13 protein-coding genes are annotated in these 15,616 nt (G+C 44.6%); 9 read left to right on the forward strand and 4 right to left on the reverse strand.

The genetic code is table 11. The features are described from left to right. Positions 1-6: 6 nt before the first annotated feature. Both FS373_RS11045 and FS373_RS11050 read right to left on the reverse strand, forming a co-directional pair. Complete coding sequence (locus FS373_RS11045; RefSeq protein WP_152829433.1) at positions 7-951, reverse strand: GGDEF domain-containing protein; 945 nt, start codon at positions 949-951, stop codon at positions 7-9. Between the two features lie 275 nt (positions 952-1,226). Continuing rightward, positions 1,227-2,198: a GGDEF domain-containing protein gene (locus tag FS373_RS11050; RefSeq protein WP_144045140.1), complete on the reverse strand. Its 972-nt coding sequence runs from the start codon at positions 2,196-2,198 to the stop codon at positions 1,227-1,229. Positions 2,199-2,758: 560 nt separating this feature from the next. Here FS373_RS11050 and FS373_RS11055 point away from each other — a divergent pair. Further along, positions 2,759-3,325: a GNAT family N-acetyltransferase gene (locus tag FS373_RS11055; protein ID WP_152829434.1), complete on the forward strand. Its 567-nt coding sequence runs from the start codon at positions 2,759-2,761 to the stop codon at positions 3,323-3,325. A 25-nt stretch (positions 3,326-3,350) separates the two neighbouring features. Beyond that, complete coding sequence (locus tag FS373_RS11060; RefSeq protein WP_152829435.1) at positions 3,351-3,863, forward strand: hypothetical protein; 513 nt, start codon at positions 3,351-3,353, stop codon at positions 3,861-3,863. A gap of 53 nt (positions 3,864-3,916) precedes the next feature. Here the strand turns inward: FS373_RS11060 and FS373_RS11065 are convergent, their stop codons facing one another. After that, entirely contained in the window at positions 3,917-4,954 is a 1,038-nt protein-coding gene (locus FS373_RS11065; RefSeq protein WP_144045142.1) for a glucosaminidase domain-containing protein, read from the reverse strand. A gap of 240 nt (positions 4,955-5,194) precedes the next feature. Further along, a complete protein-coding gene (gene metK / locus FS373_RS11070; RefSeq protein WP_144045143.1) occupies positions 5,195-6,346 on the reverse strand; it encodes a methionine adenosyltransferase in 1,152 nt (383 codons plus the stop codon). 441 nt (positions 6,347-6,787) lie between these two features. On the opposite strand from metK, the gene tkt reads away from it, so the two are divergent. The 7 genes from tkt to FS373_RS11105 all read left to right on the forward strand — a co-directional run bounded on the left by tkt (position 6,788) and on the right by FS373_RS11105 (position 15,482). Then, entirely contained in the window at positions 6,788-8,782 is a 1,995-nt protein-coding gene (tkt, locus tag FS373_RS11075; protein WP_144045144.1) for a transketolase, read from the forward strand. Between the two features lie 338 nt (positions 8,783-9,120). Then, a complete protein-coding gene (epd, locus tag FS373_RS11080) occupies positions 9,121-10,143 on the forward strand; it encodes an erythrose-4-phosphate dehydrogenase (protein WP_144045145.1) in 1,023 nt (340 codons plus the stop codon). A 651-nt stretch (positions 10,144-10,794) separates the two neighbouring features. Beyond that, positions 10,795-11,970, forward strand: a complete 1,176-nt coding sequence (locus FS373_RS11085; protein ID WP_152829436.1) for a phosphoglycerate kinase — start codon at positions 10,795-10,797, stop codon at positions 11,968-11,970. A gap of 231 nt (positions 11,971-12,201) precedes the next feature. Next, positions 12,202-13,266, forward strand: a complete 1,065-nt coding sequence (gene fba, locus FS373_RS11090) for a class II fructose-bisphosphate aldolase (RefSeq protein WP_144045146.1) — start codon at positions 12,202-12,204, stop codon at positions 13,264-13,266. 203 nt (positions 13,267-13,469) lie between these two features. Then, the gene (locus tag FS373_RS11095; RefSeq protein WP_144045147.1) at positions 13,470-14,210 is read left to right on the forward strand and encodes a DUF481 domain-containing protein; all 741 of its coding nucleotides are present in this window, start codon (positions 13,470-13,472) and stop codon (positions 14,208-14,210) included. A gap of 362 nt (positions 14,211-14,572) precedes the next feature. Next, entirely contained in the window at positions 14,573-15,310 is a 738-nt protein-coding gene (locus FS373_RS11100) for a winged helix-turn-helix domain-containing protein (RefSeq protein WP_152829437.1), read from the forward strand. Further along, positions 15,303-15,482 (forward strand): hypothetical protein, encoded by a 180-nt coding sequence (locus FS373_RS11105; protein ID WP_152829438.1) that lies wholly within the window; start codon positions 15,303-15,305, stop codon positions 15,480-15,482. Before FS373_RS11100 ends, FS373_RS11105 begins: the two co-directional genes overlap by 8 nt. Positions 15,483-15,616: the final 134 nt, after the last annotated feature.

Below are 15,616 nucleotides of genomic sequence, written 5' to 3' on the forward strand. Positions count from 1 at the left end.
CTAGCGCTATTTTGTTGTTTTTTGTAGTTCGATCCGGTTTAGGTTTAGACTCTTTATAGCTTGCTGCTGCATAGGAGCAAGGCTGATTTGAGTATCTGGAGTAAAGTAACTCTGCCCCGTGACTAAGTTTAAATTCTGACCTTCTTTGGCGAATTGTTTCTTCAACCTTAAGACCAATGAGTCAAGGTTTGACTCATTGTCGATGAAACAAAGAATAATAAATTGGTTATGACTTATTCTTGCCGATACATCCGCATCCCTTAAACTGCTATGGATTATCCTGGCGAGTATGCGCAGCCTCTGCTCTTCTGATTCAGTTTGTACTTCTGTCGATTCATCGAAAAGAGCTTCGACTAAGATTATCCCCGCATGAGAGCCAAAACGTCGACTCAGACTCAACTGTCTTGGTGCCATCAGGCTAAAACCATATTGATTAAGCATGCAGGTCTGTTCATCTTGTACCGATAGCATCTGCACTTTCATCATCAAGAATAAATGTTTAAGTTCCGCCTGAATTAAACATTTAGTTGTTTCTACCAGAGGGGCGAGACGTTCTTGAAATCTATTCTGATTAGGATCACAGATCAATATACAGCCAAAGAGTTCCCCATCAGGCCAGTAAATTAATTGACATATCACATGTTGAAACTGAGACAGGCCTGAAGTAAATTCATTTCCTTTTGCATGAGATTGGCCATAACCACTCTGAGATTCAACCAGCTTTAATAATCCAGCATCGAAAAAAATAGTCCCCCCATTAAGCTTGTAATCTTGGCTCTGCTGAGCGCAAACAACTTGAAAGCTATTATCGGATAATTGCAATATCAGGCTCGCTTGTGAACGATAGAAACTGGTCAAAAGATCCATTTGCTGCTGCCATCTTGGCAAGTTGATAGCTGGATGATCTTGTTCTCTTAGCCAGAGTCGGTGATGATTGCTTTGGGCTAGCATGAGACTTCTCTCTTAGTTATTTTTTATCTGAGTTAAATGATTCTTATCTGAACTAAAATAATGCTTATCTGTGTTAAGGGTTCTTAAATTAGTATTACTCTGAGTTTGGTTTGTTATGACGCTGGTTAGCATACTTAATTTCTAAGGTTAATAAAATGTAGCTATGTGTGTTTTTTGCAGAACAGAGTGTTCAACCATGGCTTAATGAGTGTGGGTTTACACCAGAAATTAGGCTTGAGAAGAAAAGCGTCAAGCCTATGTGTAGAGTGTATTTTTCAGGTTACAGCGGGGGCCTTTAGTTTAGCGGCTTGAGCTTCTAACTTAAGCTGCTCAGATTTCAGTCCTTTTTTTGATTTTTCAAGCATGGGGGCGAGTTTAAGTGTCGAGTCTGGCGTGAAATAATTACAGCTTGAATCGACTTTAAGTTGATCGTTTTGTTGAAAAATTAGCTTGTCGACTCGCTTACCTATGTGGAGAAGATCTCTCTCTGAATCGACAAAGACCAGCACAACAAACTGATTGTCACTGTAGTGAGCCGCAATATCTGCAGTCCTTATCGTATCCTGAATGATGCTTCCCAATAATCTATGATGTTTTTCTTCTATATGCTCTATGGTGTGAGCGGAGTAAAGTTCGAAGAAGATGATGCCAGCATGGGCGCCGAAACGTCGCCCTAAACTAAGCTGTCTCGGTGCCATCATGATGAAACCATATTGGTTCAACATGCCGGTTTCTCTATCACGCATGGATAAAGATTCTATTCGTTGAGTTTGGCAGTAAAGAGTCAGCTCTTGTTGAAGCAACACCTGAAAAGGTTCCAACATAAAGGAGTTAGATGCCGAAGTGGATGCTTTGGCATTCAAGACACAGATACAGCCGAAATGTGTACCATCGGGCCAGAGAATTGGGCGAGTTAATAGGGTTTGGGCTTGATCGAACTCTTCATGTAGATCGACATGGTCATGGTTAGTTAAATCGATATTTAATCCATCGGGTAGCGATCGCACTAGGCGCTGGAAAATTTTATGATCTCTATCGAAGCTAGTGCCGGTAGTAAACTGTCTGGACTGGCAAATGGAACTAACGATAACTTCAAAGCTGGACCCGGTTTCTTGGATGATAAATACCACATCGGCTTCATAATAACGCTTCATCAATTCGCACTGGTGCATCCAGCGAACTAAGTTTAGCTGGGTATTATCACTTTCAAGTAAACTAATACTGGTATCAACATTTTCAGGAAGCATGGGAACCTAGGTAAAGTCATCATGTTATTTCGTTAATTGTGGTAGTCAGAACGTCATTATGCAAATGGATGGCGTGTTTGGGCATTTTCCGAGAGCGGATAATTAACCTAGCACTGGAGAGTTTTAAGTTATAATCATGGCTAATACCATTCCATATAAGTATCTGGTCAGTTCAGAGGCCCTCAGTTTTTTCAATTCAAGGCGCATTGATGAGGAAATGGTTATTCCCTTTTAAGTCAATGTAACACCGAAGTGGAAACACTGAGAGCCTCACGCAGTGCGGCTGATGTTTAAAGAAAAGGGCAAAGCCCTTTATGCTACGTTAAATGTTCTCGATATACGACTGCATGGATGCAGGAGGTAGAGCAACGCAGGAGCTTGTTGCCGAGAATAACTATTAGCTTCAAACATTCGCAAGCCGCATGGATGTGGTGAATGTCTATATTGCAGGAGCAAATATAGCCCTTGCCTACAGTGCTTTGAACTCCCGCTGAATGATCAGATACTTACTCGGAATGGTATAATTGTTTACTCATAATTAAAAGGTCAATACCTGCACCATGAACATCAGACTAGCCCGTATGGGTGATCTCAAGCAGTTGGTAGAGCTCGAACGAATACATCTTAATGACGAGCTCAGTGACGGAGCACAAGCTTACGCATTAGATGGGCAAGCTTTTGGGGAAGCTGAATTGAGACAGCTGATTGACTCCCATTGGATCTGTGTTGCTGAGCGAAAACTCGAAGATTTCGATGGGGGGAATGGTGAAATAGTGGGCTACGTGATTGCGGGGACTTGGTCTTTTTTTGAATCTTGGCCTGTGTACCGACATATTCTTAAGAGAATAAAGGAATTCAGCCTTGGCGGGATCAAGTTAACTAAGAGTAATTCATGCCAATATGGTCCTATCTGGATTAAGAAGGATTATCGTGGTCAAGGTATTTTTGAAGCTCTGGTCAGTGAGATAAAAACTCAGGTGCAAGTTAAATTCCCATTTATGCTTACCTTTATCGCCGAAGATAATATGGCTTCATTTTCGGCACACACAAATAAAGCATCGATGCAGGTGTTGGATTTTTTTACCTTCGATGACAGAGACTATTATTTACTGGCCTTGTCTACTTGAATTAACCTCCACAGGTAATGTCATTATGAATTCCGGATCAGATAAACACATATTACAGCAAGTTCAACGTTTACTCGCGCCCTATGCCAGAGAGTCGCTGTCGGCTTTCGATAATATGAAGTTAGTCATTGCTGTTATTTCTGCAGATGTGGAGAAGAGAGCAGATGATTCAATTAAACTTGAGTCTGGCATTGCCTATGAAGTGACTCTACATAGGGATAACCACGCGGATATTGAAGGGGATAAGAGCGAGTTCAGTGAGCAATTTTACTGTGTGAAATGGCAAAGGATTTGGATCAATTGTGGTCTCATCAATGATTACAGCGCGTCGATTCAGCTGATAACTCATGATGGTAAGGTACAGCACATTAAGGAGCCAGGTCCATCAGATGGCAAAGGTGAGCATGCCATTACTACAGGTACACTCGATATCATGCATATAGAGACGTCTTTATTGAGGCAAGTGAATGTACCTGTATTATCGCTACAACAAGTTGAATTCATGTGTATGGAGTATGCGCATTTTGACCATTGCTAGATTTAAGCGCTAACTCGAACCTGAAAGTTAGCGCTTAAATTTATAGAACCGAACTAGTCTTGATTCTTACCGATTAAATGCAGCGGGGCCTTGCTACTGAGATAAGCTTGATCCACCTGATCTAACTTATTAAAACGTATCATCTCACGAATGCCATCTATGTATGCCTGACCACGTTCCGAGTACTTATCTAACGTACCGGCGAGCTCCGGTCCTGTAATTGCTTGTTCACTCTTTCTTAGCTCGGCACGAAGATGGCGTAGTTTCAGGTAGGCATTATTGGTATTTAGGTTAAACATGTAACCTTCTACCGATGCTAACGGGCTATCGAATCTTGCCAATCCATAGTTACCTAACTCTTTACGCTGTTGCTTGGGGATCATGCCGTTGCCACTAAAATCCCACTGACCGAAGAATGCATTGCCCTCTAAAGTGAATCTTGAGGTGGCCCAGCCACTCTCTTCGGCAGCTTGAGCTAGCACTAAGGAAGGTGGCAATATATCGACCTGATTTAATAAATTCATGCGCAGCTCCTCGGTAAGTGGAAGCTTACTATCCGTTATCGCTCGGTATTTTAACGCTATGCGCTTTAGCTCCGGGGCATCAAGCCCGGCTCGTTCAATTATCTGACGCTCTAGCAATATCTTCTCGTTAGACACAAGAATTAGGGGGGCCATCAGTCGGAAAAAAACCATTTTCTTTTGTTGAACGGGGATTTCGTTAGATGTCTTATGCCAGTTATCGCTGACACCTTCGAAGGTGAGACGCGGTACTTCGCGATTACCGTCGAGCCAGCTTTGGGTGTTGTAGTCCAATGAATCAAATAGGGCGATAAGATCGTCTAGTGAGTCCAGTACTACATCTTTAGCCAAGCTGGTGGGGATATTGTCGCTCAGTTGTGGATGATTGCTTTTCAGTTGTGCCACATCTGGTGATGCAGTTTGCTCACCGCTTTCATCTGTTGCCTCTAGCTTTAGCTTATCTGTATCTTTCAGATTGGTGGGTCCGCTGGTGAAGTTATCGGCTCCCCAATAGAGTGAAGTGCCTATTAAAAGGGCAAGGAGTACCAATTTTCCTATGTTAGTTCCCATTGTCTCTCCAACCTTAGTCTCTCCCAAAAAAGTGTTACCAATAAATACATTGGCGAATATGAGGTGCTAGTTTACCGAGTTCTAGCTTAACTGCAGCTTAATTTATCACTAATTTTGTAGTAAAAAATGAAAATGGTCGGGAGAATTTTCGAGGGGGATGAGGTGAGCTATTAAAGGCACAAAAAAACCGCCACTTGGCGGTTTTTAGGGTTTAACAGTCGTTAGACGGGATAAACCAATTTATAGCTTAGCAGCCGTTTTCAATGCCTCGGCTTTATCGGTACGTTCCCAAGGGAACTCATTACGGCCGAAGTGGCCGTATGCCGCTGTAGCTTGATAGATTGGGCGAGCCAGATCTAGCATCTCAGTCAGGCCATAGGGACGTAGGTCGAAGTGCTCACGTACCAAGGCTATTAGTAGCTCTTCAGATACCTTGCAGGTACCGAAGGTTTCAATGCTGATAGAGGTTGGCTCGGCAACACCAATAGCGTAGGAAACTTGTAGTTCACAGCGATCGGCAAGACCCGCAGCAACTATGTTTTTAGCCACATAACGTGCCGCGTATGCTGCACTGCGATCGACTTTCGAGGGATCTTTACCCGAGAATGCACCACCACCGTGGCGAGCCATGCCGCCGTAAGTGTCGACGATGATCTTACGACCCGTCAGACCGCAATCACCTACTGGACCACCGATAACGAAACGGCCTGTTGGGTTGATGAAGTATTTAGTGTCTTTAGATAACCATTTAGCCGGTAGTACTGGCTTGATGATGGTTTCCATTACACCTTCAATCAGATCAGATTGATTCACGCTGTCGCAATGCTGAGTCGAAAGAACAACTGCGTCAATACCGACAATCTTGTTGTCTTCGTAAGCGAAAGTAACTTGGCTTTTAGCGTCAGGACGTAACCAAGGTAGAGTCTTGTTCTTACGTACTTCTGATTGACGTTTTACCAGAGCGTGAGCATAGGTAATAGGGGCTGGCATGAGTACGTCGGTTTCGTTGTTGGCATAACCAAACATCAAGCCTTGGTCACCGGCACCTTGATCTTTAGGATCGGCACGGTCAACACCTTGGTTAATGTCTGGAGACTGTTTACCAATGACATTTAATATAGCGCAAGAGTCGGCATCGAAGCCCATATCAGAATGTGTGTAACCAATTTCACGTACTGTTTTACGGGTGATCTCTTCGATATCGACCCAAGCAGAAGTCGTGACTTCACCACCGACCATGACCATACCGGTCTTTACATAAGTTTCGCAGGCGACACGAGCCTTAGGGTCTTGCTCTAGGATTGCGTCTAGTACCGCATCAGAAATCTGATCGGCGATTTTATCTGGATGACCTTCTGATACAGACTCAGAAGTAAACAAGTGCTTTGCCATGGTGGGAAATCTCGTCATTGAACAATTTGAATGTGTAGAAGTATCTACATCTAGACGTCTATATTAATTCAAAATGAGTCGGCGATCACCCCCGTTCACTAATTATTAGTACATATTGTGACATTCAATATGTAAATATATTTTGCTGTTGAGTTGTAACCTCTTAGTTATCAGCGTTATAGCTTCACTAGAGCTGATGAATTTAATTCAGCTTTAAATGAGGTAAAAGCGGCGTTTGGCGAATCCTATGTTTCGAAGATGGCGGTTCGCCCCTATGACTTACAGGGAAATATTGTGATTTGGTGAATTATCGTTTGCGTCCGTCTGTTATGTGGGCGAAAATATGGCTCCAAAATTTGCAGTAGAACATCGATTTCTAATTTAAGTGCTGATTGATATGGCGCTCGATGATCTAGACCTCAAAACCAAGCAGGAGAGAGCATGTCATCTCGTAAAGAACTCGCAAACGCTATCCGCGCATTAAGTATGGATGCCGTTCAAAAAGCCAATTCTGGTCACCCAGGTGCACCAATGGGGATGGCTGATATCGCTGAAGTGCTTTGGAATGACTTCCTTAAGCACAACCCTAATAACCCTGAGTGGGTTGATCGTGACCGTTTTGTCTTATCAAACGGCCATGGTTCTATGCTTATATACTCTTTGCTTCATCTGACAGGTTATGCACTGCCTATCGAAGAGCTTAAACAGTTCCGTCAGTTGCACTCTAAGACACCGGGTCACCCTGAATATGGTTACACTCCGGGTGTTGAAACGACCACAGGTCCACTGGGCGCTGGTATCAGTAACGCCGTAGGTATGGCAATTGCTGAGAAGACCTTAGCGGCTCAGTTCAACCAACCTGGTCACGACATAGTCGATCACTTCACCTACTGTTTCTTGGGTGACGGTTGTCTGATGGAAGGCATCTCACACGAAGCCTGTTCTTTAGCGGGAACCTTAGGTCTTGGCAAGCTCATCATGTTTTGGGATGACAACGGCATCTCTATCGATGGTCACGTCGAAGGTTGGTTTACCGACGATACGCCAAAGCGTTTCGAGGCTTACGGTTGGCATGTGATTGCCGGCGTTGACGGTCATGATAGCGATGCTATTCGCGCCGCCATCGAAGCTGCTAAGTTAGTTACCGACAAGCCGACTATGATCTGCTGCAAAACGGTTATCGGTTTCGGTTCTCCTAACAAGTCAGGTACGCATAACTGCCACGGCGCACCACTGGGTGATGCCGAGATCGCAGCGACTCGTGAATTCTTGGGTTGGGATCACGGTCCTTTCGAAATCCCTGACAATGTATACGCAGGTTGGGATGCTAAAGATGCTGGCGCGACTAACGAAGCTAGCTGGAATGACAAGTTTGCTGCCTATGAAGCTGCATTCCCTGAACTTGCCGCAGAATATAAGCGCCGCGTGATCACGGGTGACTTACCGGCAGATTTTGAAGAGAAAGCACAAGCTTTCATTCAAGAGTGTCAAGACAAGGCTGAAGGCATTGCCAGCCGTAAGGCATCACAAAATTCTATTGGCACATTCGCTGCTATCTTGCCTGAAATGTTAGGTGGCTCTGCCGACCTTGCAGGTTCTAACCTGACGCTTTGGTCTGGTTCAAAAGGTATTCAAGACGATCCAGCCGGTAACTACATCTATTACGGTGTACGTGAATTCGGTATGAGCGGTATCATGAATGGTGCATCACTTCACGGTGGTTTCATCAACTATGGTGCAACTTTCATGATGTTTATGGAGTACGCACGTAATGCGGTACGTATGTCTGCACTTATGGGTATCCAAAATATCTGGGTTTATACTCACGACTCTATCGGTCAAGGTGAAGACGGTCCGACTCACCAGCCGGTAGAGCAACTTGCTAACTTGCGTATGACTCCAAACATGACTGTTTGGCGTCCATGTGATGCGGCAGAAACTGCGGTTTCGTGGAAGTCTGCTATTCAGCGTCGTGATGCTCCAACATCACTCATCTTCAGTCGTCAGGGTCTTAAGGCTCAGGCTCGTACTGCAGAGCAATTAGCTAACGTCGCTAAAGGTGGCTACACCTTAATCGATTGTGCTGGCACACCTGACCTGATCTTAATTGCTACTGGTTCTGAAGTTCAACTGGCTGTCGATTCAGCTGCTGCACTGACTGAGCAAGGTAACAAGGTCCGTGTGGTTTCTATGCCTTCTACTAACGAGTTCGATAAGCAAGATGCGGCTTACAGAGAATCTGTACTGCCAAAGTCTGTGACTAAGCGTGTAGCTATCGAAGCGGCTCACGTTGATTTCTGGCACAAGTATGTCGGATTCGGCGGCGCTGTTGTGGGCATGACTACCTTCGGTGAGTCGGCTCCGGGTGCTGACTTGTTGAAGCATTTTGGCTTCACCGTTGAAAATGTTGTTGCTACAGTGAACGAGTTAGTTTAATCGGTTCATTTAGCGGTGCATCACCTAGCTTATTTGGCTAGGTGATCTTACTAACGGCTTATCTCATGTGGCTTACTTTAAGCTACAAATAATGGGGTAGGCCGTTGTTACATCTGATAGAGTACGTCTCGCTTGTTGTGGATATTTATCAAAGGTCATTGAATACAGTCAGTGACCTTTGATAAATGCCAGTTTTTAAAATAGTCTTTTTACATATATGTTGAAATAAGCATGTTGAAATAAGCAAATTGAAATTGCTGCTTTAACTTAGCCCCATGGGGTTCTTGTTGAGCTACAGATGTCGATTCCAATATTTTTCTATAGGGTATAAGCGCTTAATGATCAGAGTTGCAATCAATGGTTATGGCCGTATCGGCCGTTCAATTCTCCGTGCCGTTTATGAATCAGGTAAGCGTGATCAGATCCAGATCGTCGCTATCAATGAACTGGCTAAACCTGAAGCAATTCTTCATCTCACCAAGTACGACACGACTCATGGACGTTTTCAGTCTCAAGTAGAACTGAGTACGGATGAAAACTACCTGCATGTGGGTGATGATGTCATCAAGTTACTGCATCAAAGCGATGCCAGCAGACTGCCCTGGGCGGATCTGGATATCGATATCGTCTATGAGGCGACTGGCGTGTTATCCGATAGAACAAGCTGTGAGGCTCACATCCATGCGGGGGCCAAGCAGGTACTCATCAGCCATCCTTCATCGAGTGATGTAGATGCGACTATTGTCTACGGCGTGAATCATGAACTTTTACGGGCTGAGCATACCGTCGTGTCCAATGCATCCTGTACCACAAACTGTATTGTCCCTGTCATCGAGGTGTTAGATAAACACTTTAGTGTGAAAAGCGGCGCAATCACCACCATACACTCGGCGATGAACGATCAACAGGTGATCGATGCCTATCATGATGATCTGCGTCGTACACGAGCCGCGGGTCAATCGATCATTCCTGTGGACACTAAACTGGCTCGAGGCATAGAGCGAATACTCCCCCAAATGAAAGACAAGTTTGAAGCTATCTCGGTGCGAGTGCCAACGATAAATGTTACCGCCATAGACGTGTCGGTAACTTTAGCCTCAAGAGTCGATATTGATCATGTAAATCAGGTGCTTCGTGATTCGGCAACGGGACTCTATAAAGGCATTTTAGGCTATACTAATGAGCCTCTGGTGTCCTGTGACTTCAATCACGATCCAAGATCCAGCATCGTCGATGGCACTCAGACCCGAGTGAGTGCCGGTCATCTGGTTAAGTTACTGCTGTGGTGCGATAACGAGTGGGGTTTTGCCAACCGTATGTTAGATACCAGCTTAGAGATGATTAAGGCGAGAAGAGCGTAAGGGATAAGGCTGAGATGACGCTGCGCTGGTAAGGCTGAGATGATGCTGCGCTGGTAAAGCTGAGATGATGCTGCGCTGGTGGAGCTAAGAAGACGCTTCGCTGGTAAGGCTGAGATGACGCTGCGCTGGTAAGGCTGAGATGACGCTGCGCTGGTGGAGCTAAGAAGACGCTTCGCTGGTAAGGCTGAGATGACGCTGCGCTGGTAAGGCTAAGACGACGCTGCGCTGGTAAGGCTGAGACGACGCTGCGCTGGTAAGGCTGAGATGACGCTGCGCTGGTGGAGCTAAGAAGACGCTATTGCTGTTCGCTTTTACTAACAGGGCAGAGCCCGTCGAATAGGCGTAGCCGTCCGCGAAGCGATAGGCCGAAGGCCGTCGTCTTTGCTATTCAACCGTTTACGTTTAGTTGTAGGACCGGCTTTAGCCGGGAGATAATGAGCCTATGGTCTTCGGGGCTAAAGGACCCTCCTACAGAAAAGATGACGCTGAGCTGTTCGCTGTTACTAACAGGGCGGAGCCCGTCGTCTTGGTTTTTGATTTGAATATTTTTATCTGATGGCCCGGTGTTTTGTCCCGGCGGTCAGAGTGAACCGAATTGATTTACCCATTTTTAATTTTAACTTTTAATTTTTAACTTTTAAGGAAACGTAAATGACGATTATTAATATGTCAGCGTTAGATCTACAAGGTAAGCGTGTGCTTATCCGTGAAGATCTGAACGTACCTGTGAGTGAAGGCGTTGTCACCAGTGATGCACGTCTTAGGGCTGCATTGCCGACGATTAAGCTTGCTCTGGAAAAAGGGGCTGCCGTGATGGTGATGTCACATCTGGGCCGTCCTACAGAAGGCGAATTCAACGCTGAATTCTCCCTCAAGCCAGTAGTAGATTACTTGATTAAGGCATTAGATTGTCCTGTGCGTCTGGCTAATGATTATCTCGATGGTGTAGAAGCAAACGTCGGCGAAGTGGTTGTATTTGAAAACGTACGCTTCAATGTCGGTGAGAAGAAAAATGATGCAGCCTTAGCGAAGAAGCTTGCGGCTCTTTGTGATGTCTATGTGATGGATGCGTTCGGCACCGCACACAGGGCTCAGGCTTCGACTCATGGTGTGGGTATGCATGCGCCAATAGCTTGCGCCGGTCCACTTCTTGCCAATGAACTCGCCGCTTTAGGTAAGGCATTGGACAATCCTGCTCGTCCTTTCGTGGCGATTGTAGGCGGTTCTAAAGTATCGACTAAGCTTACGGTATTAGAGAGTCTATCTGGCATAGTCGATCAGCTCGTAGTCGGGGGGGGGATCGCTAATACCTTTATTGCAGCTGCCGGACATGAAGTGGGTAAGTCTCTGTATGAGGCCAACCTCATCGACGAGGCTAAGCGTCTGGTTGCTAATGCTCAGAGTCGTGGTGGTGATATTCCTGTGCCGACCGATGTGGTTGTTGCCGGCGAATTCAGTCCGACAGCAAGTGCGACGCTCAAAGACGTGAGTGAAGTGACCAAGGACGATATGATCTTCGATATCGGCCCCGACAGCGCGCGAGCCTTAGCAAAAATTATTGAAGGTGCTGGTACCATAGTGTGGAACGGTCCGGTAGGCGTGTTCGAGTTCGATCAATTTGGTGAAGGTACTAAGCGTATCGCCCTGGCAATTGCCGAGTCTAAGGCGTTCTCTATCGCCGGTGGCGGTGATACGTTAGCGGCAGTCGATAAATATGACATTGCCGACAAGATCTCATATATCTCTACCGGTGGCGGTGCTTTCCTCGAGTTTCTCGAAGGAAAAGAACTTCCTGCCGTAGCTATGTTAGAATCTCGCGGAAAATAACAAACATAAACTGATTTAGAGCGAAATAACGCTCTTAAAATTATAATTATCCTCTAAATCAGCGATAAAAAGAAACCGTGCTTTGGTTAAGCCAGATGCTAAGACTTAGGTCTGAGTATTGTGTTTGGCCAAGGCATATAAAAATCAATCCAAACGATAGTGACCTCGGTGACTCTACAATTTGAGTGCTAAAACTTAAGTGCTTGAGTTACCCTATTATTGGAGTAAAAAATGGCTTTAATTTCCCTACGACAAATGCTTGATCATGCTGCAGAACATAATTACGGCGTACCAGCCTTTAACGTAAACAACCTTGAGCAGATGCGTGCCATCATGCAAGCTGCCGAAGCGACAGACAGTCCTGTGATTGTTCAGGCATCGGCTGGCGCACGTAAGTATGCTCGTCCTCAGTTTCTCAAGTATCTGATGGCTGCCGCTCTCGAGCAGTATCCTGATATCCCTGTGTGTATTCACCAAGATCACGGTACAGATCCTGATATCTGTCAGCGTTCTATTCAGCTTGGCATGTCATCTGTGATGATGGATGGCTCCTTGATGGCCGATGGTAAAACACCAGCATCATACGAATATAACGTCGATGTAACACGTAAGACTGTTGCTTTCGCACACGCTTGTGGTGTGTCTGTTGAAGGCGAAATCGGTTGTCTGGGTAGTCTGGAGACAGGTGAAGCCGGTGAAGAAGATGGTATCGGTGCTGCGGGCATATTGACCATGGATCAGATGCTGACCACGCCGGAAGAAGCGGCGCGCTTCGTATCTGACACTCACGTCGATGCCTTAGCGATCGCCATTGGTACTAGCCATGGTGCGTATAAGTTTAGCCGCAAGCCTACCGGTGAAGTACTACGTATCGATCGTATCAAGGAAATTCATGCACGTATCCCTAACACTCACTTAGTGATGCACGGTTCTTCATCTGTGCCTCAGGAGTGGCTGAAGATCATCAACGAGTACGGCGGAGAGATCCCGGAAACTTATGGCGTGCCATTAGCAGAGATCGTCGAAGGTATTAAGCACGGTGTGCGTAAGGTCAATATCGATACCGATCTTCGCTTAGCATCAACCGGTGCTGTACGTAAGTTTCTGGCCGAGAATCCAAGCGAATTCGATCCGCGTAAATTCCTTAAGGCGTCTATGGAAGCCATGGCTGATATCTGTACCACGCGTTATGAAGCATTTGGCGCTGCTGGCATGGGCTCTAAGATTAAGCCTAAGTCGCTGCAAGCCATGTATAAGGCGTATCAATCTGGTGAGTTAGATCCACAGATTAAGTAAAGCTAAATAGAATATTTTAAAAATGCCCGCTACTCGCGGGCATTTTTGTATCTGGGTTTTGTTTATAGACATTTTCAGTCTTTATCCCCTTTTAGGCGCTTCCCCTAATTGCATTAATGTGTATCACAGATTTTCAATTCTGTTTTGTGAGTGTTAATATTGCGCCGATTTTAAGGGATATGATTTTTCGGAGTAGAATAAAAATGAAAAAAATGCTGATAGCGTCTGCTATTTTAATGGCAGCGCCTTTCGCTGCAGAAGCTGGTGCTGATTTTGTCGAAGGCGATAAGACCTTCGGCGGCGACGCTGAGCTAGGTGCGACCTTGACCACAGGTAATACGGAAACGACCTCAATAAAAGGCCGTTTAGATATGAAGCACGAGTTTGGTAACTGGGAAAACCAGTACTTGCTTGAAGCTCTATATAAAGAAGATACGGGTGAAGTCACTGGTAAACGTTATTACGGCCTGATCCAGGGCGATTATCAGTTAACCGACACAAGCTATATATTTGTAAACGGAAACCATGAGATCGATCCTTTCACTGGTTTTGATTCTACTTCGACGGTTTCTTCCGGTTATGGTCATAAGTTTATTGATGATGGTAAGACTCTGTTTAATGTTGAAGTCGGTCCAGGTTATAAGTATAAACGCTTAGACACTGAGAGTGCGGCTGAAGCTGGTTATGACACGGAAGACAGCTGGGTTGCTCACGGGGTGATGAACTTTGAAACTGATATAACCGAGAGTTCTAGGTTTAAGCAGATGTTTGTTGCCGATTATGGTGAAAGTTTCGAAGGCCGCTCTGAAACTTCGATCACAGCCAATATCATAGGTGCTTTAGCCATGAAATTTGCCATTATTGTGCGTTACAACGATTCGCCTCTCGATGATAAAGAGAGTACAGATACAGAAACCAATATGACCTTGCTTTACGCATTCTAGTCGTATTGAAAATAATAAGCGTCATCATGGCGCTTGTTAACTTACTTCCCCTCTTCCACCACACGCCTCTAATACCATTCCATATAAGTATCTGGTTAGTTCAGAGACTCTCAGTATTTTCAATTCAAGGCACATTGACTTAAAAGGAAATGGTTATTCTCTTTTAAGTCAATGTGTATAGCTGTTAACTATAAATTTACACTTACGTTAACTTGTATCTATGCTTGTTCACTACTATCAATCACTTGTGTGCTCTCAGTCACGATTCCTTTCATTGGTTATAGATAGGTTATTGAGATCGCTGACGACAGTGATGGGAATAGATACAATGTTTGTCCATAAGATAAATTAGGCCGCTAACTATGCAAATTGGTTGCTGCTGGTTTGATATAAAGCGAACCACACTATCAAATCAGCAAAATGATACCAGCTGGAAAATGCCTTTGGTGGAGTTTGTTGTACTCGAACTCTTAGTACGTTTCAGGGATCAGGTGTTATCCAAAGAGCAGCTGTTGCAACGACTACCAGAAGAGCATAGAACACCGGCTAAGCTACAAGAAGCGATCGATAGACTCAGGTTTTTTCTGGGCAAGCAATCAGCCCAGTTGTTAGAGACTATAGATGATCAAGGTTTCATTCTGCATACTAGAATGAAGGCGTCTATAAATCATACTCTCTCAGGCCCCCTAGCGGGCATGACTAAGCAGAAGTATGGGCTTTTAATCGCACAAATTCTGCTATTGATTATCTTCATGCATTCAATTTTCGAACCTGAAAAATCAATTAAACCATTGAATAACCATGAAATAACTACCTCGACAGGTATCGTATCTTATTACCCTGTGCCTAATGAAGGGGCAAGCCTTGCTGATATTGAGGATCTATCTAGCTTTTTTATACAGCAGCTTGAGCTTTGCGACACTGTACTATGGGACGATGTTTTTGTTTCATTTACTCATAATGAGACAGTGAGCAGTATAGTGTTAAAGCGGGAAAACGCTGAGGGGACAGAGGTGAGAAACGTTAAAGGTATTTCATCTGGTGCTAGTAAGGATTATATCGACCAGACATGGTTAAAAAGGACTGGTATCTGTGGCTGATTTTCCTTGGAAAAATAAAATCTCTTCCATCATCGATTCGGCGAAACAAGCTTTAGCATATTCAAAAATAGCGAGTTTAAATCTCCACATTATGGATATGGATAGCGCTAAAGGTTATGCTGTCATTCAGTTTAATCTTGGTAATGGTATCTGGATCTGCGATCTTAATTAATCGTGTTAGCACTGAAGCTATTGATAGGTGATACCTTAAGAAAGGCCTTTCACGGTAAAGTTTTCTCTTATTTCTGATATGGTATTAATAAGGTTTTAGACTATACTTACGATCTAATATCCTATTAATTTCTA

The sequence above is a fragment of the Shewanella sp. YLB-07 genome (assembly GCF_009377275.1).

Coding starts and splice junctions, on each gene's coding strand:
- FS373_RS11100 (WP_152829437.1), top strand. CDS start 14,573: ATGCAAATTGGTTGCTGCTGGTTTGATATAAAGCGAACCACACTATCA.
- FS373_RS11060 (WP_152829435.1), top strand. CDS start 3,351: ATGAATTCCGGATCAGATAAACACATATTACAGCAAGTTCAACGTTTA.
- FS373_RS11065 (WP_144045142.1), bottom strand. CDS start 4,954: ATGGGAACTAACATAGGAAAATTGGTACTCCTTGCCCTTTTAATAGGC.
- epd (WP_144045145.1), top strand. CDS start 9,121: ATGATCAGAGTTGCAATCAATGGTTATGGCCGTATCGGCCGTTCAATT.
- tkt (WP_144045144.1), top strand. CDS start 6,788: ATGTCATCTCGTAAAGAACTCGCAAACGCTATCCGCGCATTAAGTATG.
- FS373_RS11045 (WP_152829433.1), bottom strand. CDS start 951: ATGCTAGCCCAAAGCAATCATCACCGACTCTGGCTAAGAGAACAAGAT.
- metK (WP_144045143.1), bottom strand. CDS start 6,346: ATGGCAAAGCACTTGTTTACTTCTGAGTCTGTATCAGAAGGTCATCCA.
- FS373_RS11050 (WP_144045140.1), bottom strand. CDS start 2,198: ATGCTTCCTGAAAATGTTGATACCAGTATTAGTTTACTTGAAAGTGAT.
- FS373_RS11055 (WP_152829434.1), top strand. CDS start 2,759: ATGAACATCAGACTAGCCCGTATGGGTGATCTCAAGCAGTTGGTAGAG.
- FS373_RS11095 (WP_144045147.1), top strand. CDS start 13,470: ATGAAAAAAATGCTGATAGCGTCTGCTATTTTAATGGCAGCGCCTTTC.
- FS373_RS11085 (WP_152829436.1), top strand. CDS start 10,795: ATGACGATTATTAATATGTCAGCGTTAGATCTACAAGGTAAGCGTGTG.
- fba (WP_144045146.1), top strand. CDS start 12,202: ATGGCTTTAATTTCCCTACGACAAATGCTTGATCATGCTGCAGAACAT.